Source organism: Shewanella sp. SR1 (assembly GCF_020447145.1).
Classification (GTDB): domain Bacteria; phylum Pseudomonadota; class Gammaproteobacteria; order Enterobacterales; family Shewanellaceae; genus Shewanella; species Shewanella baltica.
Genome location: NZ_JAJAEF010000002.1, coordinates 243,108 through 266,481 on the forward strand (window position 1 = coordinate 243,108; position 23,374 = coordinate 266,481).

At 45.2% G+C, this 23,374-nt stretch carries 14 protein-coding genes; 8 read left to right on the forward strand and 6 right to left on the reverse strand.

Annotation, left to right across the window (positions count from 1 at the left end; genetic code table 11):
• Position 1 precedes the first annotated feature (1 nt).
• The 8 genes from KV201_RS02975 (at position 2) to KV201_RS03010 (ending at position 14,309) form a co-directional block, all read left to right on the forward strand.
• The gene (locus KV201_RS02975; RefSeq protein ID WP_006086278.1) at positions 2 to 217 is read left to right on the forward strand and encodes a DUF2835 domain-containing protein; all 216 of its coding nucleotides are present in this window, start codon (positions 2 to 4) and stop codon (positions 215 to 217) included.
• A gap of 338 nt (positions 218 to 555) precedes the next feature.
• Positions 556 to 2,586 (forward strand): DUF1302 domain-containing protein, encoded by a 2,031-nt coding sequence (locus tag KV201_RS02980; protein ID WP_226058458.1) that lies wholly within the window; start codon positions 556 to 558, stop codon positions 2,584 to 2,586.
• Positions 2,587 to 2,599: 13 nt separating this feature from the next.
• Complete coding sequence (locus tag KV201_RS02985; RefSeq protein WP_107404408.1) at positions 2,600 to 3,964, forward strand: DUF1329 domain-containing protein; 1,365 nt, start codon at positions 2,600 to 2,602, stop codon at positions 3,962 to 3,964.
• 54 nt (positions 3,965 to 4,018) lie between these two features.
• On the forward strand, positions 4,019 to 5,035 hold the full coding sequence (locus KV201_RS02990) for a YCF48-related protein (protein ID WP_226058459.1): 1,017 nt from the start codon (positions 4,019 to 4,021) through the stop codon (positions 5,033 to 5,035).
• Between the two features lie 32 nt (positions 5,036 to 5,067).
• Positions 5,068 to 7,383: an RND family transporter gene (locus KV201_RS02995; protein ID WP_012089377.1), complete on the forward strand. Its 2,316-nt coding sequence runs from the start codon at positions 5,068 to 5,070 to the stop codon at positions 7,381 to 7,383.
• 264 nt (positions 7,384 to 7,647) lie between these two features.
• Positions 7,648 to 12,492, forward strand: a complete 4,845-nt coding sequence (locus KV201_RS03000; RefSeq protein WP_011846980.1) for an NAD-glutamate dehydrogenase — start codon at positions 7,648 to 7,650, stop codon at positions 12,490 to 12,492.
• Between the two features lie 63 nt (positions 12,493 to 12,555).
• Entirely contained in the window at positions 12,556 to 13,575 is a 1,020-nt protein-coding gene (pyrD, locus tag KV201_RS03005) for a quinone-dependent dihydroorotate dehydrogenase (protein ID WP_226058460.1), read from the forward strand.
• Between the two features lie 200 nt (positions 13,576 to 13,775).
• Entirely contained in the window at positions 13,776 to 14,309 is a 534-nt protein-coding gene (locus tag KV201_RS03010) for a cell division protein ZapC (RefSeq protein ID WP_006081901.1), read from the forward strand.
• 636 nt (positions 14,310 to 14,945) lie between these two features.
• Here the strand turns inward: KV201_RS03010 and KV201_RS03015 are convergent.
• The 6 genes from KV201_RS03015 to hisIE form a co-directional block, all read right to left on the reverse strand.
• Positions 14,946 to 15,716: an endonuclease domain-containing protein gene (locus KV201_RS03015; protein ID WP_226058461.1), complete on the reverse strand. Its 771-nt coding sequence runs from the start codon at positions 15,714 to 15,716 to the stop codon at positions 14,946 to 14,948.
• Between the two features lie 691 nt (positions 15,717 to 16,407).
• The gene (locus tag KV201_RS03020) at positions 16,408 to 16,743 is read right to left on the reverse strand and encodes a YdbL family protein (protein ID WP_006081899.1); all 336 of its coding nucleotides are present in this window, start codon (positions 16,741 to 16,743) and stop codon (positions 16,408 to 16,410) included.
• Between the two features lie 24 nt (positions 16,744 to 16,767).
• Entirely contained in the window at positions 16,768 to 16,986 is a 219-nt protein-coding gene (locus KV201_RS03025; protein WP_006081898.1) for a YnbE family lipoprotein, read from the reverse strand.
• Between the two features lie 13 nt (positions 16,987 to 16,999).
• A complete protein-coding gene (locus KV201_RS03030; protein WP_226058462.1) occupies positions 17,000 to 20,494 on the reverse strand; it encodes a YdbH domain-containing protein in 3,495 nt (1,164 codons plus the stop codon).
• A gap of 411 nt (positions 20,495 to 20,905) precedes the next feature.
• Positions 20,906 to 22,093 carry an aromatic amino acid transport family protein gene (locus KV201_RS03035; RefSeq protein ID WP_226058463.1) on the reverse strand — a complete coding sequence of 396 codons (1,188 nt, stop codon included), beginning with the start codon at positions 22,091 to 22,093 and terminating at the stop codon, positions 20,906 to 20,908.
• A gap of 619 nt (positions 22,094 to 22,712) precedes the next feature.
• Positions 22,713 to 23,354, reverse strand: coding sequence for a bifunctional phosphoribosyl-AMP cyclohydrolase/phosphoribosyl-ATP diphosphatase HisIE (gene hisIE / locus KV201_RS03040; protein WP_012089368.1), 642 nt, complete (start codon positions 23,352 to 23,354; stop codon positions 22,713 to 22,715).
• Between the last annotated feature and the right edge of the window lie 20 nt (positions 23,355 to 23,374).

Consider the following 23,374-nt stretch of genomic DNA (forward strand, 5'->3'; position numbering starts at 1 on the left):
TATGGAATTGTATTTCAAACTAACGATCAGCTATCGAGATTTCTTACCTTACTATCAAGGGCTTGCTGATAAAATTGAGGTCCGCGAAACGCAAGGACGTATTTTGTGGATTAATGGCCGTCATTTCAGACGTTTTTTAACCGAAAATGGCATTCAAGGCTATTTCAAATTGGTTTTAGATGACAAGGGACAATTTGTTTCATTAAATCGAGTCTAGTCTGAATTTGTTTATTTACGCTTAGAGTAATTACTTTAAACGGTCGGCTGATTATCAGGCTCGGTTTGTGATATTTAGTTTTTAAATATGTTAATGAATTATATGATTTTTTGATATCTTTTCCCGCTTCATTTCTCTCCCGCTTTTCTCTAATTTAAATCCCACCTTTTCAACTGCTGGCACAAATGTGTCTACATGCTTAATTCTTTAGAAAATTTTCTCTAACTGCGCCTTGCCCAAGGGGATTAATTGCTGTAACAATGATGTTACCTGTGAGCTAACAAGATGTTGGTTGTAATTCCTAAAACAAAGAATCCAGCAGGGTACGGAGAGCTAAAATGAAAATTGTTAAAAATAGTTTTAACAAATCGGCGCTTGCTTTGGGGGTGGCGTCGGCATTGAGTTTGTTAATGATCCCAAGCGTTAATGCAATATCTTTTGATTGGGGAGAGGTTGAGGGCACATTTGACTCAACTTGGACTGCTGGTGCGAGCTGGCGTGTTGGCGCGCGCGATTGGGAAGGTCAAATTGGTAAGGTGAATCAACCCCAATTCGATTGGTCTAATTACAGCGCATTTGACAATAAAAAATATACTTCTGCTGAGATTTGGGCCCAGCCCGGGTCGTATTCCAGCAACAATGACTTAAGTAACTTACTTTATTCTCAAGGCGATACTACGTCTGAGATCGTCAAAGGTTTGCATGAATTATCGTTGAAATACAAAAACTACGGTTTATTCGCCCGCGGTATGTATTTCTATGATCGTAAACTGAACGATGGCAATTATGACTACAACGATCCGATCACGGGTAAAGAATTTGACCCTTGCGAAGATAGCCGCGCTTCAGAAGTACAATGTAAAGATATCCGTTTATTAGATGCGTTTGTCTATGCCAACTTCGATTTGAATGAGGGTGCGAATCCATTATCTATTCGTGTTGGTAATCAAGTGGTGTCATGGGGTGAAAGTACACTGATTGCCCATGGGATCAGTGAAATTAACGCCGTTGATTTGAACATTCTTAACGCACCTGGTGCTGAGTTAAAAGAAGCGTTCAGACCGCAAGGTATGGTGTGGGCATCCCTTGGCCTGACAGATTCGTTAACTGTTGAAGCATTCTATCAATATGATTGGCAACCTATTTGGGTCCCAACTCCGGGCTCGATTTTTGCTACTAATGATTTTGCCGGTTTTGGTGGTTATGCTCAAAACGCTCAGCTTGGTTTTAACGCTAACCCTGACATCAACTTAGATTTTGTGATGCAAGAATATGAGCATCTAGCGGGCATGCTCGCTAGCGGACAATCGTTAACATCTGCTCAATTAATCGCCTATCAAACTAAAGTGACCCTAGTGCAGGATGAAGAAGAACCAAGCAATGATGGCCAATACGGTATCAAGCTGGGTTATTACGCGCCTGAGCTGGGTGAAACCGAATTTGGTTTCTATTTCATGAATTACCATAGCCGTCGTCCTCTTATCAGTGGTACTGCCGCAGATTTTAGCAAGGGTGCAATCTCGTCAGATATGGCAACTGTAGTCCAGAACGCGGGCAACATTAACCGTGAATTACTGCTTAGCCTGAAGAGTTTCTCTAAGGCGCAAATTGTCTATCCAGAAGATATTAAACTCTACGGTTTCAGCTTCAATACTTTGATTGGTGATACGTCTGTCGCGGGTGAAATTGCCCATCGTCAAGATGAACCACTGCAAATTGATGACGTTGAGTTGCTGTTCGCCGGTATGCCACAACAGTTAGCCAATGCGGGTATTAGTCCTGAACTCGATGGTATTTCGCAGATTAAAGGCGTTCAACCGGGTGAAACCGTGGATGGTTTTATTCGCGTGGATACCACACAGGCGCAGGTGACTTTCACCCATCTATTTGGTCCAACCTTAGGTTTAGATAACTTAACTATGTTGGCCGAAGTGGGTGGTGTGTGGATCCACGATATGCCAGGTTTCGATGAGCTACGTCTCAATGGCCCAGGTACGTCACGTTCTGGCGGCAATCCCGATATGCCAGGCATCATTCAAGCCTTGCACAATGGTCCTGAAACTAACCCGTTCCCAACTGACTTTGCTTGGGGCTACCGTTTAGTGGCAAAAGCGGATTTCAATAACGTCTTTGCTGGGGTCAATATGTCGCCACGGGTCATTTTCTCCCATGACGTTGACGGTATTACTCCGGATCCTATGTTCCTGTTCACGGAAGGACGCAAGTCTGTCGCGCTAGGCGTTAACTTCGACTATCAAAACCGTTGGGGTGCAGATATCTCCTATAACAATTTCTTTGGCGGTGTCGGTACGACGAATGCGATGGCAGATCGTGATTATGTTTCATTCAATATCAAGTATTCGATCTAAAAGGACTCAAACAATGAAGAAACTGACGATATTGGCGAGTGCGGTGATGTTTGCACTCGTAGCGCCAGTCGCTATGGCTAAGGTATCAGAGGCTGACGCGGCTAAACTTGGCAATGAGCTCACCCCTTTAGGTGCTGAAAAAGCAGGTAATGCTGACGGTTCTATTCCGGCTTGGGATGGTGGTATCACTAAGCCTGTGGCGGGTTATACCAAAGGGATGCATCACCCAGATCCTTTCCCTGAGGATAAGATTGAATTCACCATTACCAATGCTAACAAAGCGCAATATAAAGACTATTTAACGCCGGGTCAGATGAAGTTGTTCGAACTTTATCCTGATACCTACAAGATGAATGTGTATAAGACTCGCCGTAGCGCATCAGTGCCGCAGTTTGTCTATGATGCGACCAAAGCTAACGCGACACGTGCAGAATTGATTGCACAGGGCAATGGTATTTCTGGCGCTGCTATTGGTATTCCATTCCCGATCCCAGCAAATGGTTTAGAAGCGATTTGGAACCACATTTTGCGTTTTCGCGGGGTCGATATCGAGACTTCCCGTAGCCAAGCTGCACCAACGGCCGATGGTAGCTATAGCTTAGTGGAAACCTCAGAGGAAATTCGCTTCGAATATTCTCGTCCAGAAATGACTTTAGATCTGCTTAAAGCCAGCAATACACTGTTCTACTTTAAGCAAGTGGTGACTCAGCCAGCCCGTTTAGCGGGTACTGCGTTATTGGTAAAAGAGACCATGGATCAAGAGGCGTTGCCACGCCAAGCTTGGACCTATAACACAGGACAACGTCGTGTCCGTAAAGCGCCAAACGTCGCTTTCGATACACCGGGTACAGTGTCTGACGGTCTGCGTACGACGGATGATTTCGACATGTTTAACGGCTCTCCAGTGCGTTATAACTGGGAACTGGTTGGCAAGAAAGAAATTTACATCCCGTACAACGATTACAAACTGCACTCAGACAAGCTGAAATATGACCAAATTTTAAAACCTGGGCATGTTAATCCTGAGTATGTTCGTTGGGAAAAACACCGCGTATGGCAAGTGAAGGCGACGTTGAAAGACGGTATGCGCCACATTTACAAAGTGCGCGATATGTACCTTGACGAAGATTCATGGCAAGTGTCGATAGCCGATCTCTACGATAACCGTGATCAGCTGTATCGTGTGGCTGTTGCACATGGCTTGAACTACTACGAAGTGCCAACTCAATGGGACACGCTGGAAGTCTTCCATGATTTGCAATCCCGTCGTTATCTCGCCATGGGTTTAGACAACCAAAGTGGTATGTATAACTTCGATGCCAAACTGACTGAAGCTAACTTTACCCCCGATGCATTGCGTCGCGAAGGTATCCGTTAATACGCCACAAATAAAGGGGCGCTCTGCGCCCCTCATTAGTTTAAGGAAGTTTGTATGTCGTTTCGCATCCTTCAGTGTGTTGCTGCATTAAGTTTCGGTGGCGCTTTTTTCCCTTCTACGTTATCTGCAACCACCTCTGATCCGATTTTTTCTCAAATTCAACCGCTTGCGGCTTCATCCTTGATTTTAGATATTGCCAACGTGGGCAAAGGGTTAGTGGCTGTGGGTGAACGCGGTCATATTCTGGTGTATGACGGCAGTTGGCATCAAGTGGCGACGCCCGTGAGCTCGCAGTTGACCAAAGTGTTTTTCCTTAATGACAAACTCGGCTGGGCAGTGGGCCATGATGCGACCATTTTACATACTCAGGATGGTGGCCAAACTTGGCAGCAGCAGATGCATTCGCCCGAGATTGAAAAGCCATTCCTCGATGTTGTCTTTTTAGATGAAAAAATGGGTATCGCCATTGGGGCTTACGGTTTGTTTTATCGCACCAACGATGGTGGCGCCCATTGGAGCGACGAATTCCATGAAGAGCTGTTAGCCGAAGAAGATGTGTCCTATTTAGCGGAGTTGAAAGGCAGCGATCAATCAGCCTATGTGAGCGCACGCGCTTCATTATTGCCGCACTTTAATCGTATTTTAACTTTGACTGACGGACGTTTATTACTGGTCGGCGAGTTAGGTCTAGTGGCCGTTTCAAGCGATCAAGGCAAAACCTTTGCGCGTACCAGTTTTGATTACGATGGCTCTATGTTTAATGCCATTGAAACGAAAGATGCCGTGTATGTGATGGGCCTTCGCGGTCATATATTCAAAGCTGACGTGAGTTTAAGCCAGTGGAATGAAATCGAACTGCCAGTGCAATCTTCAATCAATGGGGCGATGTCAGTATCGGACGATGCGGTTTATCTCGTGGGCAATGCAGGGATAGTGATTAAGCTGAATGGGGATGATACCAGCAGTATTGTCACTCGTCGCCAAGGGGAAAACTTAGTCTCTATTGCGAAGGATAATCAAGGGAATATGTGGTTATCCGGCAGCCAAGGGCTGTTTATTCTTAAGCCATAAAATTTTAAAACTACAATAACAGGGCCGAGAAGATGTTAGAAAAACTGGTCAACGGATTTGAGTCATTTTTATTCCGCAATCGTGCGTGGGTCGTCGGCATTTTTGTGTTTTTGACGTTGTTTTTAGGCTTTCAAGCCAGTCAACTCAAAATGGATGCGGCCTTCATCAAAAACATTCCACTGCATCACAGTTATATGCAGACCTACCTGAAACACCAAAAAGATTTTGGTGGCGCCAACAGCATCATGGTGGCGGTGGAAGACACCAGCGGCAATATTTTTAATGCGAACTATTTTGATACCTTAAAAAATGTGCACGATCAGCTGTTTTTTATTCCTGGGGTTGATCGCGCGCAGGTGAAATCAATTTTTTCGCCTTCCACTCGTTTTACCGAAGTCGTTGAAGATGGTTTTGCTGGCGGGCCCGTTATTCCTGCGGATTTTTCGACCTCAGTATCTGGGCTCGAAACCGTGCGCGATAATATTGAAAAAGCGGGCATCGTTGGCCGATTAATTGCCAACGATTACAGTGCGGCCATGGTGTCGGCGCAGTTAATGGACTTTGACCCACAAACAGGTAAACCCTTAGATACCATTGCCTTTGCGGCGCAGCTCGAAAAAGAGCTTAGGGGCAAGTTTGAAACTGACAAGGTTAAAATTCACATCATAGGTTTCGCCAAAATGGCCGGGGATGTGGCCGATGGTGCTAAGGGCGTATTGCTGTTCTTTGTTATCGCGATTTTGATCACCGCCGTCATGGTTTACCTCTTCTCTAAATCAATCATTCTGACTGTTTTACCCCTCGTCTGCAGTTTAACCGCTGTGGTCTGGCAGCTCGGTTTATTGACTGTGATAGGTTTTGGTCTCGATCCCATGTCGATTCTGGTGCCGTTTTTGGTATTCGCCATCGGGGTCAGTCACGGGGTGCAAATGATCAATGCGGTAAGGCGCCGCGTGATGGACGGACAAACCACCAAAGCGGCGGCGGCTTCGGCATTTCGCAGTTTATTAGTACCGGGTGGTGTGGCTTTACTGTCTGATACTGTTGGTTTTATTACCCTGTTGTCGATTGATATCGGGATTATTCGCGAGCTCGCGATTTCGGCATCACTCGGTGTGGGCGTGATCATTTTCACTAACCTTATCCTGTTGCCTTTGGTGATTTCTTTTACTGAAATCAAAGTCAATAAAACCGCAGAGCCGACGGCTGAAGAAGTTCGCACTGAAGCGATTTGGCGTTTCCTAGCACGTTTCGCGACGCCTAAATACGCTGTAGTGGTGATTATTGCCACTGTGGTGTTGTATTTTGCCGGTCTGCAACAAGCCAATCAGATGAAGATTGGTGACTTACAGGGTGGGGCGCCAGCGTTACACCAAGATTCGCGCTATAACCTCGATACCTTCTTCATCACAGATCATTTCTCCATCACTACCGACGTGATGACTGTGATTGTTGAGGCGGCGCCCGAGGCTTGTACTTACCACGATGTGCTGACTCAAATTGATGAGTTTGAATGGTTAGTGCGTAATACGCCTGGGGTCGAGTCGACTGTGAGTCTGGCGTCGGTTGCTAAAAAAGTGAACGCAGGCTTTAACGAAGGTAATCCAAGGTGGGAAGTGCTGCCGCGCACGACCGCGAGTTTAGTGCAGGCCATTGGCCAAATTCCGACGACCTCTGGTTTGTTAAATGGCGATTGTTCTGTCATGCCTGTGTATCTGTTTATGAAAGATCATAAGGCAGAAACCATAGAAACTGTGGTCGCTAAGGTGAAAGCCGTCGCCGCGAAAATGGATAACGACAAGCTGCAGTTTAAACTGGCATCTGGTCCGGTGGGCGTGATGGCCGCGACCAACGAAGCCGTAGCCGAAGCGCAATTACCTATGATGTTATACGTCTATGGTGCCGTGTTTGTACTCTGTTTAATCAGCTTTAAATCCTTAAAAGCGACTGTGGCGGTAATTATCCCGCTGTATGTAGTGTCGACATTGGCGCAAGCCTTGATGACGCAACTGGATATTGGCTTAGCAGTCAGTACCTTACCTGTTATTGCGCTGGGTGTCGGTATCGGTGTGGATTACGGTATTTATATCCTCTCGACCATGTCGTCTAAGCTCTCGAATGGTATGCCGGTGCAACAGGCTTACTATGAGGCGTTGGTCGAACGGGGTAGTGCAGTGATCTTTACAGGCCTCACATTGGCGATTGGTGTCAGTACTTGGTTCTTCTCGGCACTTAAATTTCAAATGGACATGGGAATATTGTTAACATTCATGTTTGTGGTAAATATGCTCGGTGCCATAATTATCCTTCCTGCATTGGCCGCCGTTTTCTGGCGCCAACCTAAGTAGGGTCTACAAATGGGGAGCTTAGCTCCCCATTTGTTTTTGAATACTTAGTCTGCTTTATCGATTGTTTGGTCATTTGTCATTCATTGTTTACGCCAATACTGGATTTCAAGAGGATGTACCACTAAAATTTTCCTCGAAATACAGCGGTTTTAGTAATAAACTTCGCGCGATGATCCAGATCACATTAATTTATCTGAGATCGTTAAGCCGAAGCATCCAAATAATGAAAAAAGCGCTGCCATAGACGCTTAAGGAAACAGCAACATGGCCTTGAAAGATGCAATGCCTTCAGTACTACTTGAAAATGTAGTCAGTTTAATTCACGCTAAAGTCCCTAATTCACAAGCCAAGCAAGTTGAACAGTTCGCCACCTGCCTTTATGCCCACATGTCGAAAGACGATCTCAATGCGCGTAATGACAGTGATTTATACGGTGCGGTTCTCAGTTTATGGAACGCCCTGAACAAAACGCCAAAAGGTAACACTCACCTACGAGTGTTCAACCCTAGCCAGGCCAAACACGGCTGGCAATCTACCCACTCGATCATTGAAGTTATCCAACCTGACATGCCATTCTTGGTAGATTCAGTTGGTATGGCATTGAATCGTATGGGTATTACTGCTCACATGATGTTACACACTCCGCTGGCTATCGAGCGTTCAGATAGCGGTGTGACCAATGTCACTTATCTTAATCAGAGTCCAGAAAGCACTGAACATGTCGCCGTATTCTTGATTGAAATTGACCGCCAAAGCAGCACTGTCGATATCAAAGCATTAGAGCGCGAAATTCAGTCTGTGCTTGCCGATGTCGCTTCATCAGTCAATGACTGGGAAGCCATGTCTGCCAAGTTGGGTGAGATGATCAAGGAATTGCCAAAACGTCCGTTCCCTGGCGATAAGCAAGAGTTAGAAGAAGCGATTAACTTCCTGACTTACTTGAATAATCATCATTTTACGCTGTTAGGTTACCGCCAATACGATTTGAATCGTGTCGAAGGTGACGTTGAGTTAGTGCCTAATATCGCCTCTAGTTTAGGTTTGATGAACAAGCACACTAAAGCGCAACCTGAGCAAGGTTTGTTGCTATCTAGCTTCTCAGATAGCGCCCGCAAAGAAGCCTTAGATCACAGCTTGTTGATCCTCACTAAGAGCAGTGCCAAGAGCCGTGTACATCGCCCAGCGTATGTCGATTATATCGGTATCAAGCGTTTCGATAAGAAAGGCAATGTGGTTGGTGAAGATAGATTTATCGGTTTATATGCGTCAAACCTGTATAACCGCAGCCCACGTGAAATCCCACTGCTGAACGAAAAAGTGCAGCGTGTGTTAGATCGTTCAGGCTTAACCCCACGTTCACACGACTATAAAGCCCTGCTAAACATTCTTGAGAATTTACCTCGTGACGAGCTAATTCAAGCCAATGTTGATGATTTATCGCACATGGCCCATGGCGTGTTAGAAATGCAAGACAGAGACAAGCTGAAACTCTTTGTACGCAAAGATGGCTTTGGCCGTTTCTTATCCTGTTTAGTGTACGTTTCTAAGGATCGTTACAACACTAAACTCCGCCAAGATACTCAACGTATTTTGGCCCAGCATTTTAACAGCAAAGAAGATGTAGAGTTTACGACTTATTTCTCCGAGTCGACGCTAGCCCGCACTCACTACATAGTCAAAGTTGATAACAATAATATGGATGTAGATGTGGCTGCCATAGAGAACAACTTAATAGAAGCGGCACGTTCGTGGGAAGATAAGTTAAGCACTGCGCTTAACAGTGCACTCGGTGAAGAAGCCGGCACTCATCTGACAAAGCGTTATTTCAATGCGTTTGAGCAAAGCTATAAAGAAGATGTATTGCCAAGCTCTGCCGTCGTTGACATGCAACAGCTCGAAGCACTGGATGACGAACACAAGCTCGGCATGTTGTTCTATCAACCGCAGGAAGCGGCGCTGAACGACAACAAAGTGCGTTTAAAGCTATTCCATAAAGATGAGCCAATTCATCTTTCTGACGTGCTGCCAATGCTGGAAAACTTTGGTCTGCGCGTGATCAACGAGCGTCCATATGAAGTCACTACCTCAGACGGTTCTACCTTCTGGATCTTAGACTTCTTGATGACAGTTAAAGTCGTCAACACAGACAACATCGCCGATAGCCAAGACAGATTCCAAACTGCACTGTCACAAGTGTGGCAAAAGAAGTTAGAAGATGACGGTTTCAACCGTATTATTCTGGCGTCTGGCTTAACGGGCCGTGAAGTCTCGGTATTGCGCGCGTATGCCAAATACATGCGTCAAATCGATGCGACGTTCAGTCAGTCTTATATCGAAGAAACCTTCGGTCGTTACCCACAAATCGCTGATTTGTTGGTGAAGATGTTCATCCGTAAATTTAACCCTAAACTGAAAACCCGTACTCTGGGCAAGTTTATGGAACAGATCAATTTACGTTTAGACGAAGTGTCTAGCTTAGATGATGACCGTATTATTCGTCGTTATTTAGACTTGATTAACGCCACTCTGCGTACCAACTTCTACCAACAGGATGCTAAAGGCGAATCTAAGAGTTATATCTCGTTTAAATTCATGCCTTCACTGATCCCTGAAATGCCACGCCCACTGCCGAAATTCGAGATCTTCGTTTATTCGCCACGGGTTGAAGGTGTGCATTTACGTTACGGTAAAGTGGCCCGTGGTGGTCTGCGTTGGTCAGATCGTCGTGAAGACTTCCGTACCGAAGTATTAGGTCTGGTAAAAGCACAGCAAGTGAAAAACACTGTGATCGTGCCTGTGGGTGCTAAAGGTGGCTTTGTTTGTAAACAATTGCCAACCGAAGGCGGCCGTGAAGCTTTCTTCACCGAAGGTCAAGAATGCTACCGCATCTTTATCCGTGCTTTACTCGATATTACTGATAACATTTTGAACGGTGAAATCGTCCACCCATTGGATGTGGTTCGTCACGATGAAGATGACCCATATTTAGTGGTTGCAGCCGATAAAGGCACTGCGACATTCTCTGATATCGCGAACTCGATTTCTCTTGAATACAACTTCTGGCTCGGTGATGCATTCGCATCAGGTGGCAGTAACGGTTATGACCATAAGAAAATGGGTATCACGGCCAAAGGCGGCTGGGAATCTGTTAAACGTCATTTCCGCGAAGTCGGTATTGATTGTCAAACCACAGACTTTACCTGTTTAGGTATAGGTGACATGGCGGGCGACGTATTCGGTAACGGTATGTTGTTGTCTAAGCACACTAAACTGGTTGCAGCCTTTAACCACATGCATATCTTTATCGATCCGAATCCGGATACGGCATTAAGTTATGATGAACGGGCGCGTTTATTCGCTCTGCCACGTTCAAGCTGGGAAGACTACAACAGCAAGTTGATTTCTAAAGGTGGCGGTATTTTCCTACGTTCATCTAAATCCATTCCGTTATCGGCAGAAATTAAGCAAATGTTGGCCACAGAGAAAACCTCTATGACCCCAACTGAGCTGATGAAAGAACTGCTGAAAATGCCAGTGGATTTGATCTGGAACGGCGGTATCGGTACCTATGTGAAATCTGCACGCGAAACCCATGCTGAAGTCGGCGATCGTGCCAACGATGCATTGCGTGTCAACGGTGGCGAACTGCGCGCTAAGATAGTCGGCGAGGGCGGTAACTTAGGTTGTACTCAGTTAGGTCGTATCGAATATGCGTCTAACGGCGGCCGTATCAACACTGACTTCGTGGATAACGTCGGTGGTGTGGACTGTTCAGATAACGAAGTGAACATCAAGATTTTGCTGAACGCTATGGTAACTGAAGGTGAACTGACGTTGAAACAACGTAACCGTTTACTGGAAGAAATGACTGAAGAAGTCGGCCACATCGTACTGCAAGACTGTAAAGATCAAACGCGTACTATCTCTGTGACTCAAGTGCGTGGTGCTGAGCAGTTAAAAGAGCAGATCCGCTTTATCCAGTATCTGGAAAAAGAAGGCAAGTTAGACAGAGCCTTAGAGTTCTTGCCGTCTGACGACGAATTGGCTGAGCGTTTAGCCAGTGGTCGTGCGTTAACACGTCCTGAGCTATCAGTACTGGTTGCCTATGCGAAGATGGTGCTGAAAGAGCAATTAGTGACGCCAGAAATCACTGAAGATACGCTGTTAAGCCAACTGCTTATCGCCTATTTCCCGAAAAAACTTCAGGAAAAATACAGCGACAAAATGGCAACCCATCCACTGCGTGGCGAAATCATTGCGACCTCACTCGCCAATGAACTCGTTAACGACATGGGTTTGAATTTTGTTCAACGTATGCAAGATGAGACTGGTGCCTCAGTTGCTGACGCGGCAATTTGCTACACTATGGCCCGCGAAGTATTTGGTTTAGCTGAATTAACTAAATCGATCACTGACTTAAACGGCATAGTTCCTGCTGTGGTTCAAGGTGAAATGCTGCATCAGTTACGCCGCAATATGCGTCGTGCTAGCCGCTGGTTCCTCCGTCACCGTAACCGCACTGGTAGCATCGAACAGACAGTTGCCTTCTTCAAACCCGTATTTGAACAAATTAAAGATAACGTTCATTTATATCTGGTCGAAGAAGAAGCGAAGGGTATCCAATCTGAGATCAATGCTTTGGTCAAAGAAAACGTACCACAAGCTGTGGCAACCATTGTGGCTAACATGAGCACCTTGTTCTCTGCCTTAGACATTGCCCAAATTGCCCAAACAGAAGATAAGACAGTTGCGCTAGTGGCTGAAACTTACTTCAAACTCGGCGCCCGCGTTGAGCTGCACTGGTTCTTAGAACAGATCAGCGCTCAACCTGTGGCTAACCATTGGCAAGCACTGGCTCGTGCCGCCTTTAGGGAAGAGTTGGATTGGCAACAACGTGCATTAAGTTCAGTGGTACTAAGAACCTGCAGTGCAACCTGTGATGCCGAAAGCGTGATTTCTCAGTGGATTGAGATCAATCAAGGCTTATTGGAAAGATGGTTCCACATGCTAGCTGACTTCAAAACGTCGCAAAGCCATGAGTTTGCTAAGTTCTCTGTCGCCCTACGTGAACTTAACCTTCTGATCCTTCACTGCGAAGGCCAAAAGTAAACTTATTATAACAATCAGAAGCCCTGGCGATCGCCGGGGCTTTTTTTAGGTCGAGGAAAGTACATGTTTTATAAAATCGCACAGAAAGTCATGTTTCAGATGGATCCTGAGCGAGCTCACCATCTTGCTATAGGCAGTCTAAAAATGACCGCCAATAGCCCGTTAACGTGCCTGTATGGACAAACGATTGCACCGGCTCCCGTGAGCGTTATGGGACTGACTTTTCCTAACCCAGTGGGACTCGCTGCCGGTATGGACAAGGACGGCGAATCGATTGATGCCTTTCATGCGATGGGATTTGGTCATGTTGAAGTGGGCACTGTGACCCCAAGGCCACAACCTGGTAATGATTTACCCCGTCTATTTAGATTAAAGCCTGCCAAAGGCATTATTAATCGCATGGGGTTTAATAATAAAGGTGTCGATAATCTGGTCAAAAATTTGATCGCTAAAAAGACCAACATTATGGTTGGCGTCAATATTGGTAAAAATAAAGACACCCCAGTAGAACAAGGTAAAGACGATTATTTGATCTGCATGGATAAAGTTTATCTCCATGCGGCTTATATTGCGGTGAATATTTCATCACCCAATACCCCAGGATTGCGATCGCTACAATATGGCGATCTATTAGATGAATTATTGAGCGCAATTAAGACTAAGCAACTTGAGCTGGCCGAAAAGCATAAAAAATACGTGCCCATCGCGCTTAAAATTGCCCCAGATTTAACCATCGAAGAAATTGAAAATATTGCGCAAGCTTTGATTAAAAACAAATTTGATGGCGCAATTGCAACTAATACCACCTTAACGCGTGATGGTGTTAGCGGCCTTGCCAACGCCAATGAAAGCGGCGGCTTAAGCGGCAAACCGTTGACAGAACTGTCTACCAAAGTGATCAAGCAGTTAGCGATATGCTTGAAAGGGCAGATCCCGATCATCGGCGTGGGCGGCATCAATAGTGCCGAAGATGCCTTAGCCAAATTTGATGCGGGCGCCAGTATGGTGCAGATTTATTCGGGTTTTATTTATCAAGGTCCGAAGTTAATTAAAGAAATTGTGAATGCATACCGCTTAAAATAATGATCTTAAGATCAATGTAACGATCTAAAATAAGATCTTATTCTTTAACAGCGATCTAAAAGGATCCTTAGATCGCTGTTAAGATCCTATATTAGATCGACTAAGTAACTGTTAAATAATTTGTATTTTATTATTTTTATTTTGATATTGGATAAAATATCTACTATTATGTCCCAGTGTTCAAATATTGGGTCACCGTTATGTTATTAATGCCACAAAAAGATTGGCAATGGAAATATAACGATTCGTATGGTGTTTTAGGCGTATCGTTAGGTTCCGAGATTGAATTTCTGACGTCTTATAAAGCAAAATTACTCATTCCAGATGCCTTATCAAGCATGGAATTTAATATTGCGCACGCCAAATTCTATATGAGCTTACTCGATAGATTACCTAAAACCCTATCTTTGTCCGATGCTGCAATTGTTCAAATTGCCCTCAATGCCACCGCAGCCCATTTTATGCTGACACCGCAAATGCCAAAATCATGGTTTTTTGATACCAGTGATGTCTGTGTATATAGCGATGTAGGTAAAGTCTTTGAGCTAAAATGCCAAAAGCAAAGAGTGCTCGCCCTCGTGGTTGAAAATACCCTGCAGTCTGCGCTAGTGATGTTATTGTCACCTGAATGTGTTTTGTCGGGCGCGAAAACCATGGTGCAGTTTGAAACCATTAAAGTGATGCATAATCGCTTACATCCACTACGTGCGCAGCGCCATGTGGTTGCGGCATAATGTGGTTGTAGATCAATAGTCATCATTGGTTTTTAATCTCTACCATTAGCCATACATCACGATTGCTTTTGATATTAACCACTTGCTGATAATTCGCTCAAATCCTAATGGCGTTAGTGCACTATACGTACTCTTTTCTGCTAAGAAAGCCTTTTCCTAAAATTAGTCACGTGGATCTTCAACACCTTCCTATTTAATGCTACCCAATGATAATTCGTGAGGTCTTACTACTCTCAACTCGGCTTTTGCTATCAAACTTACTACATAGTCTGGTTTGCCATGGTATTCACTCGTCGACTCGCAGCGAGTCCATCCGTGGATGCTCGACCGCCCCGTCCATGGGGCGGACGGTCGTCTCGCCAATCACCATGGCGCACCTTTTAGCATTTGCGTTGTGGTAGGTCCAAAGGTGAGAGTTTGCAGCTAATAATGAGCGGAACTATATTTTCTAGTGTTACTTGTGGATATTTCAAAACTAAAAAGAGTTGTGTGTCCGCATTTTTCTTTGATAGATGGTTCAATTTTTGAACTATAAGTTCTCACAATTGAAGTCCAATCAGCATCCCTTAAAGTGTTTGTTCCTTATCAGGAAGCTATAGATACCGATGAGTGATCACGCATCCCTTGGGCAATTAATCATTGTTGACTGAACTTTCGTGCTAAGTTTGATAAGTAAGATACACATTCTTCTCTTGTAAGCTGTTTGTCTAAATCTACAATCTTCCAATAAGGTGGTTTTGTTTTTGAAGGTTCTGAGCAGCAGATTCCTAACTTTTGTAGAGTTGACGAATCATATTTACCAATTATGATTTTAGGTTTGCATGAACAGCGGGTAAATACGGTTAACATTAGTTCACCAAAAACAGCATTAAAGCTTACCATGCCATTACTTGGTAGTGTATTTGGGTTTGTTTCTATTGTATCTAAACATACACCTAACTGTTCGACCTCTTCTTGAATGTTATCTAAAAACTCAAATGCATTTGCCGCAGTCAGATTATTAATTTTTTCCTTTGAGAACTCGCCACTACTAATTCGTATAGTTCTCTCTTTAATTTCCCACTTTTGAGGTTTCAAGGCTCTAATTTTTTCAGCTAATCTATCAACTTGCTCATATACCGGCTCATTAACATTAATTCGAACAAACTCACAGTTAAGTTCAGACTTGATATGAGCTTCACGAATAGCATCTTCTTCTTTTGTACGCTCGTGATATGGTTCATCAATTTCTACAGCAATTTTTAATTCAGGAAAGTATCCATCAATGTAATATTGGTTAACAGGATACTGTGATAAAAATTTTACATCTCTAAGTGTATAGTGAAGCGCATACATCACTATCGATTCCCATCGTTTGTGGCTAGTTCTAGTGTTGTTAAAAATAAATTTTTCTACTTTAGTACTCATTGATAAAGCTCTATATTTCGCTGTTGTTTTATTCGTATTAATGATTTAGATAGTTCTTTTCCTAAATCTCAATATTTGTGATTCTACTTATTTTGCATTCTATTCAGTTGTATTGAATTTGATTAGAGGTATATGTAGTGGTCAACTCAATTTCGCCAAAGAATACTAGATTCAACACTATGCGTGATATCGATATTTTACACGATTTACTCAAAAAACAATGCTCTCAAATATGTCAAAAATGCTTTAGATTTCTGAATATCAATACTAAAGCTTTATTAATCCGCAACAAATCTGCTAGAGGACTGTTTTGACCTAGAAAAGATTATCTAGTTGTATGCTGCACGAATGCAAATTGAAGAAACCACCCTAGATTTAAAAGTCATCAATATAGTGTGTGACTCTCTTTATAGAATTTAATGAGAGAATTTAATAAGACACCCATTGTTAAATTTGGTTACCCAGTATACGTCGGGGTCGATGAGATTAAGCACAGTCATGGAAGTGACCGTTCGTGACATGGATGTCACGGTCGAGCCTATTGGGATACTTCTTGCTAGGTAATAGGACGGCGTGTCACTGGAATGAGTGTGCTTAATCAAACTCCATCAACAAAAACGCCTGCTATTGCAGGCGTTTTGTTTATGTCTATTCGTTTTGCTTTTATGCGCTAGAGCGCTTAAAAAGCGGACTACTTTTTAATCCATTTGCCTTTGGCATCTTGCACATAGTTGCCTTTATCTGTGGCGGCTATGGCTTTTTCACCGGCGAGTTTAGCGACGTCGGCGGGGGAGAGTTTGTTCTTCTTGGCGATGGTTTCGTAGTGGGCGCGACGTTTGTTATTCACGTCATCCATCACGGCTTTGGCTTCGGGATTGGCTTGCACTAATCCCAAGTAGCCGTTGGCTTGTTCGCCTAAATAGCCCTGTGATTTAGCGTCTTGAAGTGACATGGCAAAAGCACTGAGGCTTAAGACGCTGAGGGTTAATAGCAATAATAACTTTGTTTTTAGTCGGATTGATTTCATGGTGATTCCTCAATTCTTAATCAATTAGAACAGCTTATCGTCTGACAGGAGTTGATCTAATTCCTTATCCACTTTGATCCGTATCTCATGTTCAATTTTCACATTGAGATTGATAACGATAGGTTTATCCGGCGGTTCTATTTTTACTGTGGGCGCACAGCCCTGCAATGCGGCGAGTGCGAACAATGCGACAAGCGCGCTTCGGGCACCTAGGCTAACTTGCTGTAATTGAATTATCTTCACTGAGGTTTCCTTGTTACTTCACTGATTTTTCGATTCTGTCCTGCAAGTCATTACCAATTTGCAGACTTCTAAATAATTGCAGCATGTTCTCTTCATGAGAGTAATTCAAGTGAATAGGACGTTCAACCCCTTGGCTGCGGCCTTTCACTTCGACGAGTAGCTTAGCATCACCGGCTTGGTCCATGTCAAAGCTGCTCGATAATTGACTGTATTGTAAGTGTTCTAGCGTCGAAAAGACAAAATCTAGGTATGGCTGAGATTGGCGCATCTGTTCAACCGCCGGATTACCCGAAATGGCGATTAAGCCACCGGGGGCACGGGCCGCTAATTGACCGCCTGTGATTGAGACTTTGCCGTTGATTAAATCGACGGGTAATACGCCATCGAATATGCCATCGGCATAGACGCCAATTTGCGGTTGAATGCGCAGAACCTCTTCCAGACTCATGGCCTGCAGCAGCAGATACGCATGGGATTTATCCTGTAATTTCAGATTAAATTCTGGTAGCAGGAACTGGCCGCTGAGTACTTTGCCTTTGGCGGTCATGGAAACATCGGTGTCACTTAAGCCTGTGAGTTGCTGTATCCAATTGTCGGGCAGTTTCTCGGCATCTTTACCAAGGGCGATATCGGCTTCCACTTCGATATCTGTCAGTGGAAAGCCAGGATCAAACAGGTTAAAGGTCATCAGTGTCTGCGGACAATTGAGCTTACTGAGACTGCTAAAATAGCCTTTATCCTGCTGTTTTTTATGAGATTGGCCCCAAGTAAACTCACATTGCGCCTGCAGTTTTCCCCCCTCAAAGGTGGTGTCCTTATAAAAACCTTCAAGTTCGGTCATCGACTGGGTAATTTGCATGGCAAATTGGGTCTGATCGCGCTGTTGGGTTAAATTAAACTGTGCCTGTAATTGGTTATGACCCGTGACATTAAGCTCAGCAGGCAAGGGCTGGGTTTGATTGAGCAAGGACAGCGCCTCGGTCATGCTAGTGTCGACAACCCATTGCCCCGTCAGCACTAGAGGTTTGCTCGTGGTGGCAAGGTTCAGCTTGTGTTGGCTTTGCAGCTCAACAGTGCCCACTTGCCAGTGTTCATTACCAAAGAGCGTATTATTTTTCCAATCTAAGCTTTGTGCCAGTGTTAACTTGTCTAGCTTAAGTACGGTTTCTTTGCGGCTGCGACCTTTGCTGCTGAGTTGCTTTTCGATATTGAGCTGATTGGCTTGCCATTCAAGCTGATTCTGCCAAGTGGCTGCGAGCAACGAGTCGAGTGGAGCTTCGACCTCGGGTTTAAACTCAAATGACATGGCTTTTTGTAATGCAATCGAGAAACTGCCCGCGTTAATATCGGTTTTAGTTATGATGCTCGTGTTCTGATTTTTATCAGAACTTTTATCTGCACTTTTTTCAGCGCTAGCTTCTGTCACTTTCGTTTCAACAGTAGTCGTTTCAGCCTTTTTTGTTTCAACAACAGCCGTTTCAGTAACAACCGTCTGTGTGGTTTGCGAAAAATGCAGCTGCTCCAGTGCCAAGGTCAAAGGCGGTAAGGCTAGTGTTAATTGGTTTGCAGTATCGGACGCGGGCACTGAAGTTTGTGCTGAGCTGATATTTGAGCTGGTATTTGAGTTGCGCTGCGAGCTGACGGTAAGCGGTGCAAGGGCATTTATTGTGATACTGCCAAGGCTCACATCGGCATGTTTAGCTGCATTGTTATCTTGAGCGCGGAGCTGTTTAAGCTCGCTCACAGTGAACTGCAGCGTGTCGCCGGCATTTTGCTGTGTTTGGGTGGCAGCGCCGATAGGCGTGGTAATGAATTGCCAGTCGGTTGAGCTTGGTGTCCGATTAAAGCTCAATCTGCCCGCAGTGGTTAACTGGCTGCTATTCCAGCTGAGATCTTGGGGCGTATTCGCCCACAATTCAGATAATTGCAGTGAGCTCGTTTGTTTAGCGTTAAGGCGCCAATCTGTTTGGAAGGACAGCGCTTCGGCGGACTTGACCACTTCAACATTGGCCAAATCGATTTGGGTATCGAGTTTACTGCCTAAGGTTTTTAGTTGAATTCGGGGAAGCTTGAAGCTAAGCGGCTTACTTTCAAGCGGCTCATTCTTAAGCGGTTGACTCTGTGCATCTTGCTGGATTTGAGTCAGCGGATAATGCAGGGCTTCAGTTAATGTCAGCACGATCCCCACTGGTGCATCAGTGCTTTTGAGCCCTGACAGCAGCTTAGCGATTTGACTCGCTGTTTGACTTGCAACTTGTTCCGGCACTTGCTCCGAAGCGGGCTTGGCTGCTGATTTGGATGGAGACTGAGTTAAAGGTTTAGCCAGCGTCTCATCGAGCAGCTGCATCAATCGCTGTTGCTGCGCGGCATTTGGCGTCAAGGCTAAGGTAAAGGGCTCAAGGCTTAGGTCAAGTTCGGCTAAATGTCCGGCAATCTTAAATGCTAACTTAGGTTTTGACACAAGCTCGGGTTTTGGCGCAAGTTCTAGCGCCGCCAACTGATTAAAGGTCAGCTTAGGATCAATTAACTGGTGCTGGCTGATAAGCTCGCCCGAGGTTAGTGTAATACGGCTGTCGGACACTAATTGGCCTTGTAGATCAATCGCTAACGCTTGCCACTCTTGATCAAGTTCCGTTAACGGACTCAGCACACTGTCTTGCGCTTGCCTCAGGCTGATTTGATGCAAGCTCGCAAGCAGCGGCGCGAGTGTAATTTGACTTGCCAGTTGCCATTGTTGGGCTGTGAGTGTGGCTTTGAGTTTGGCGATGCTTTCACCTGCGTGGCTAAACTCGCTGTTGATTTCCCCCGCGCCGTTAAGGCTCAACTTGTCCATCACCAAACGATAGGCGGGTAAATCATTTTGGGTGTCGAGATGGTGAGCTTTGAGAATAAGGCTGGTCTTACCGATATCGATGAGGGGTAACGATTTGATATCTAAGGCCAAGGCGGGGCCTTGTTCATCGATGGCATTTCGATTGGGTAAAAATAGCGATTGCCCTAACTCGACTTCAATATCACCTGTGGAGATTTGGGTGATTTTTTGAGTGAGGTAAGCAATTTGGCTGAACTGTTTCAGCTCGGCAAAGCTCTGCGGCCAGTCAAGTTTTAGCTGGATACTCACATCATTAAGCGTGATATGGCTGTCATGCACCCTAAGATTGGCAGAAGTAATGCGCCAATGTTCTAACTGACTTTTCCCTAATTCAATGTCAATCAGTTCGCTGTCCATGCCTACGAGGGCAAAGTTTGCCGCCTGCATAATCAGTTTTTCAGCTTGAGTATTCACAATCCACACAGTTAACGCCACGCCCGCCAAGATGCCCGTTAAGCTGGTCGCCAATAAGGTCTTTTTTAGGGGGAATTTACGGCGGCTTTGTGTTGCTACAGTGGCATCCGTTCCAGAACCTGCAGCACCACTGCGAGGGCCAGCGGATGTCTCCGTTGCCTCGTGTTGAGGTGCCTTGCTATCGGAGGCACTGCTACGGCTTGGCTTGTTGTGGATTGGCATTGGGTTCGACTTCTTTCCTTATTCACTGAGCCCTGATCAAACTCGTGCCTTAGCGGTGCACAAATACATTCACACGTGCTTTACATCGGCATTTTTGCTGAGGTACTTTTTAGCAACCGTCTTTAGTAACTGACATTAGTAACCGTCTTTAGTCACTGACTCTAGGAGCCGTCTTCTTAGCCGCTGTAGCAGCGTGCACAAGCATCAGAGGCAGTTTAACACTCAAGGGCTTAGCTGACTAATGTGAAAGGATCATCGAATAGACAAGAGCCTGCTGTCAATAGTTGAAGCTTTACAGGCTCTTGTACCTAATCTGTTATTCGAGCTAGCGAATAGGGCTAGTGAATTGGGGCTAGCTAACTTTGGGTTAGCTAACTTTTGATTAAATAACTCTTGGTGAGTGAATTGCGACTAGCTAAACATCTGCGCGGCGATAACCACTATTCCGCAAAGTGTGGCGAGCATTAAGGCAAACTTACCGCCCGCGACCCGATATCCCGTCGGCATATTGGCCGCATCTCGCGTCTGGCGCTGTGTCCACACCATGGCTACAGGTAAAAAGATGGCGAGGATCACCAGCGCAATCGCCGCATTACCCAGGGCTGTGATAAAACCTTGGGGGTAGAAGAGGGCAAAACCTAAGGGCGGTAAAAAGGTGATGGCAGCGGTCAAACTACGACCAGAAAAATTATCCTCACGTCTTAAGGTTGAGGCCATAAAATCAAACAAGCCTAAACTCACCCCTAAAAACGAAGTCGCAAGGGCGAGATCGGCAAACAAACTGATCGCACTGCTTAAGTATTCGCTGTGTAGTACGCTCGCCAGTTGATTGATAAAGCTCGATAAGCTCTGATTTTCGAGCAATTGGCTTTGGCTCAGTACACCTTGGCTACCTACTTGCCACAAAAGATAAATGACCAGTGGTAAAGCTGAGCCGAGTAGCATGATCCTGCGCAGGGCTTTGACCTCAACCCCTAAGTAGCGCACCACTGAGGGAATCGAACCGTGGAAACCAAAGGAAGTAAAAATCACCGGAATAGCCGTGATAATTAAACCTTGGTTGAGTGGGAGTTCGAGCAAATGTGGGCTTTCTACCTGCGGCAGTAACAAGGCCAACATAAGCAGTAATGCCAATAGCTTAAGGGCAAACAAACCGCGGTTGATAAGGTCCACACAGTGAGTTCCCATGCCCACAATCGCCCCAATCAGCAGGGTAAACAGGATGGCGCCAGCCTGTGGTGGCAAACTTAGCCCTAGCCAAGTGCTCAGCTTTTGGTTCACTTGCTCACCGCCACCGGCAATGTAGGCGGCGCAAAGGGCGTAAAGTAAAAACATCAAGGCGCTATTGGCGATCAACTGGCCCTTACGACCCAATAAGCGTTGCGCCAAGTAATTAAGGCTGGCATCGCTGGGGGCGAATTGATGGATTTCCACCATAAGCAGTGCCGTGTAGGCCATTAGCGCCCACAGGATCAACATGATGGCGGAGGACGTGCCAAAACCAAGTCCCGCCGATGCGATAGGCAAAGCCAGCATACCCGCGCCGATTGTGGTGCCTGCGATAAGCAGCAAACTGCCGAAAATTTTATTCTGTGTCATAACATAATCTCAAAAGCGTGTCGGATGAAAAAGAGCTAAAGATTTGATCCGAAAGCAACTGTCTTAAAATATTTTGCTGCGATTCAATGTGAAACGATTCAAGCACAAAATGATTTAAGCAAATGAGACAGTGGCGCTCAGCGGATCCGAAAGGATATGGCCACAATGGAAGGTCAGGCGAGGGAGCCTATCTATGCACAAACAATCTGAAGATGCTGAAACTCGACTCTTCAGGTAGCTTGGGTATACCCATTGCGGCTACAGATAGGGAGTATAAAATGCTGTGAAACACATAAAACTTGCCTTAGCGTGTGTTGAGTAAAAACGGAGAAGTGTTTTCATGCCTTGCCTTAATAACCTAACAGCAACGGAGGCTACCATAGGGAGTTGAGGTGTACTTGTCAACCATTACAACAGTATTTTGCTTGTTTTTTGTCATGTAGTTAAGCTGCAAGACATGCCTAACTTGCACTGAGTTTATGGTCAATTAGGGGGCGGAAAGGGAAGTTAGCTACGTGTATAGCACAATAAAAAATGCCACAGACTTGGCTCAAGTTTGCGGCATTTGGCATTTCTAGTGGTAAAACTGATACGCGTGATATCAGAGCCAGTGAGCCGTTTATGCTTTGCTCTGCAGTGCCTTTTCATGTCTTGCCAGCAAATTTGCTGTGATGTCACTGAGGCTTAAGTCTTGATCTTCAAGCAATACCAGCAAGTGATAGATAAGATCAGAGGCTTCGTTAACCAGCTCTTCTTTATCGTGGGTCGCAGCGGCAAGGGCGGTTTCAAGGCCTTCTTCCCCGACCTTTTGGGCGATACGTTTAGTGCCGCGCGCAAACAAAGACGCCGTGTAGCTGGAATCGGCACTTTGCCCTTTACGCGAGGTGATTAAGCTGGCGAGATTGTTCAAAAATGGGTGCGCATTGTCATCTAACCAGCAACTTTCGGTGCCTTTGTGGCAGGTTGGGCCGTTGGGGATCACTTGCACTAACAGGCTGTCGTTATCGCAGTCCTTATCGATAGCCACCAACTTTAGCGTATTGCCCGAGGTTTCCCCCTTAGTCCATAAGCGCTGTTTTGAGCGGCTGAAAAAGGTCACATCACCTGTGCTTAAGGTTTTTTCCAGCGCGGCTTTATCCATATAACCGAGCATTAATACCTTGCCCGATAAATGGTTTTGGATCACGGCAGGAATAAGCCCATCCTGTTTGTCCCAATCCAGCTCGCTAAAATCCGCTTTAGTGTTTGTTTGCGTTGACATAGTGTTCACTCTTAATTTGT

Excerpts from the sequence above, each read along its gene's own strand:
- KV201_RS02975 (WP_006086278.1), top strand. The coding sequence starts at position 2 with ATGGAATTGTATTTCAAACTAACGATCAGCTATCGAGATTTCTTACCT.
- KV201_RS02980 (WP_226058458.1), top strand. The coding sequence starts at position 556 with ATGAAAATTGTTAAAAATAGTTTTAACAAATCGGCGCTTGCTTTGGGG.
- KV201_RS02985 (WP_107404408.1), top strand. The coding sequence starts at position 2,600 with ATGAAGAAACTGACGATATTGGCGAGTGCGGTGATGTTTGCACTCGTA.
- KV201_RS02990 (WP_226058459.1), top strand. The coding sequence starts at position 4,019 with ATGTCGTTTCGCATCCTTCAGTGTGTTGCTGCATTAAGTTTCGGTGGC.
- KV201_RS02995 (WP_012089377.1), top strand. The coding sequence starts at position 5,068 with ATGTTAGAAAAACTGGTCAACGGATTTGAGTCATTTTTATTCCGCAAT.
- KV201_RS03000 (WP_011846980.1), top strand. The coding sequence starts at position 7,648 with ATGGCCTTGAAAGATGCAATGCCTTCAGTACTACTTGAAAATGTAGTC.
- pyrD (WP_226058460.1), top strand. The coding sequence starts at position 12,556 with ATGTTTTATAAAATCGCACAGAAAGTCATGTTTCAGATGGATCCTGAG.
- KV201_RS03010 (WP_006081901.1), top strand. The coding sequence starts at position 13,776 with ATGTTATTAATGCCACAAAAAGATTGGCAATGGAAATATAACGATTCG.
- KV201_RS03015 (WP_226058461.1), bottom strand. The coding sequence starts at position 15,716 with ATGAGTACTAAAGTAGAAAAATTTATTTTTAACAACACTAGAACTAGC.
- KV201_RS03020 (WP_006081899.1), bottom strand. The coding sequence starts at position 16,743 with ATGAAATCAATCCGACTAAAAACAAAGTTATTATTGCTATTAACCCTC.
- KV201_RS03030 (WP_226058462.1), bottom strand. The coding sequence starts at position 20,494 with ATGCCAATCCACAACAAGCCAAGCCGTAGCAGTGCCTCCGATAGCAAG.
- KV201_RS03035 (WP_226058463.1), bottom strand. The coding sequence starts at position 22,093 with ATGACACAGAATAAAATTTTCGGCAGTTTGCTGCTTATCGCAGGCACC.
- hisIE (WP_012089368.1), bottom strand. The coding sequence starts at position 23,354 with ATGTCAACGCAAACAAACACTAAAGCGGATTTTAGCGAGCTGGATTGG.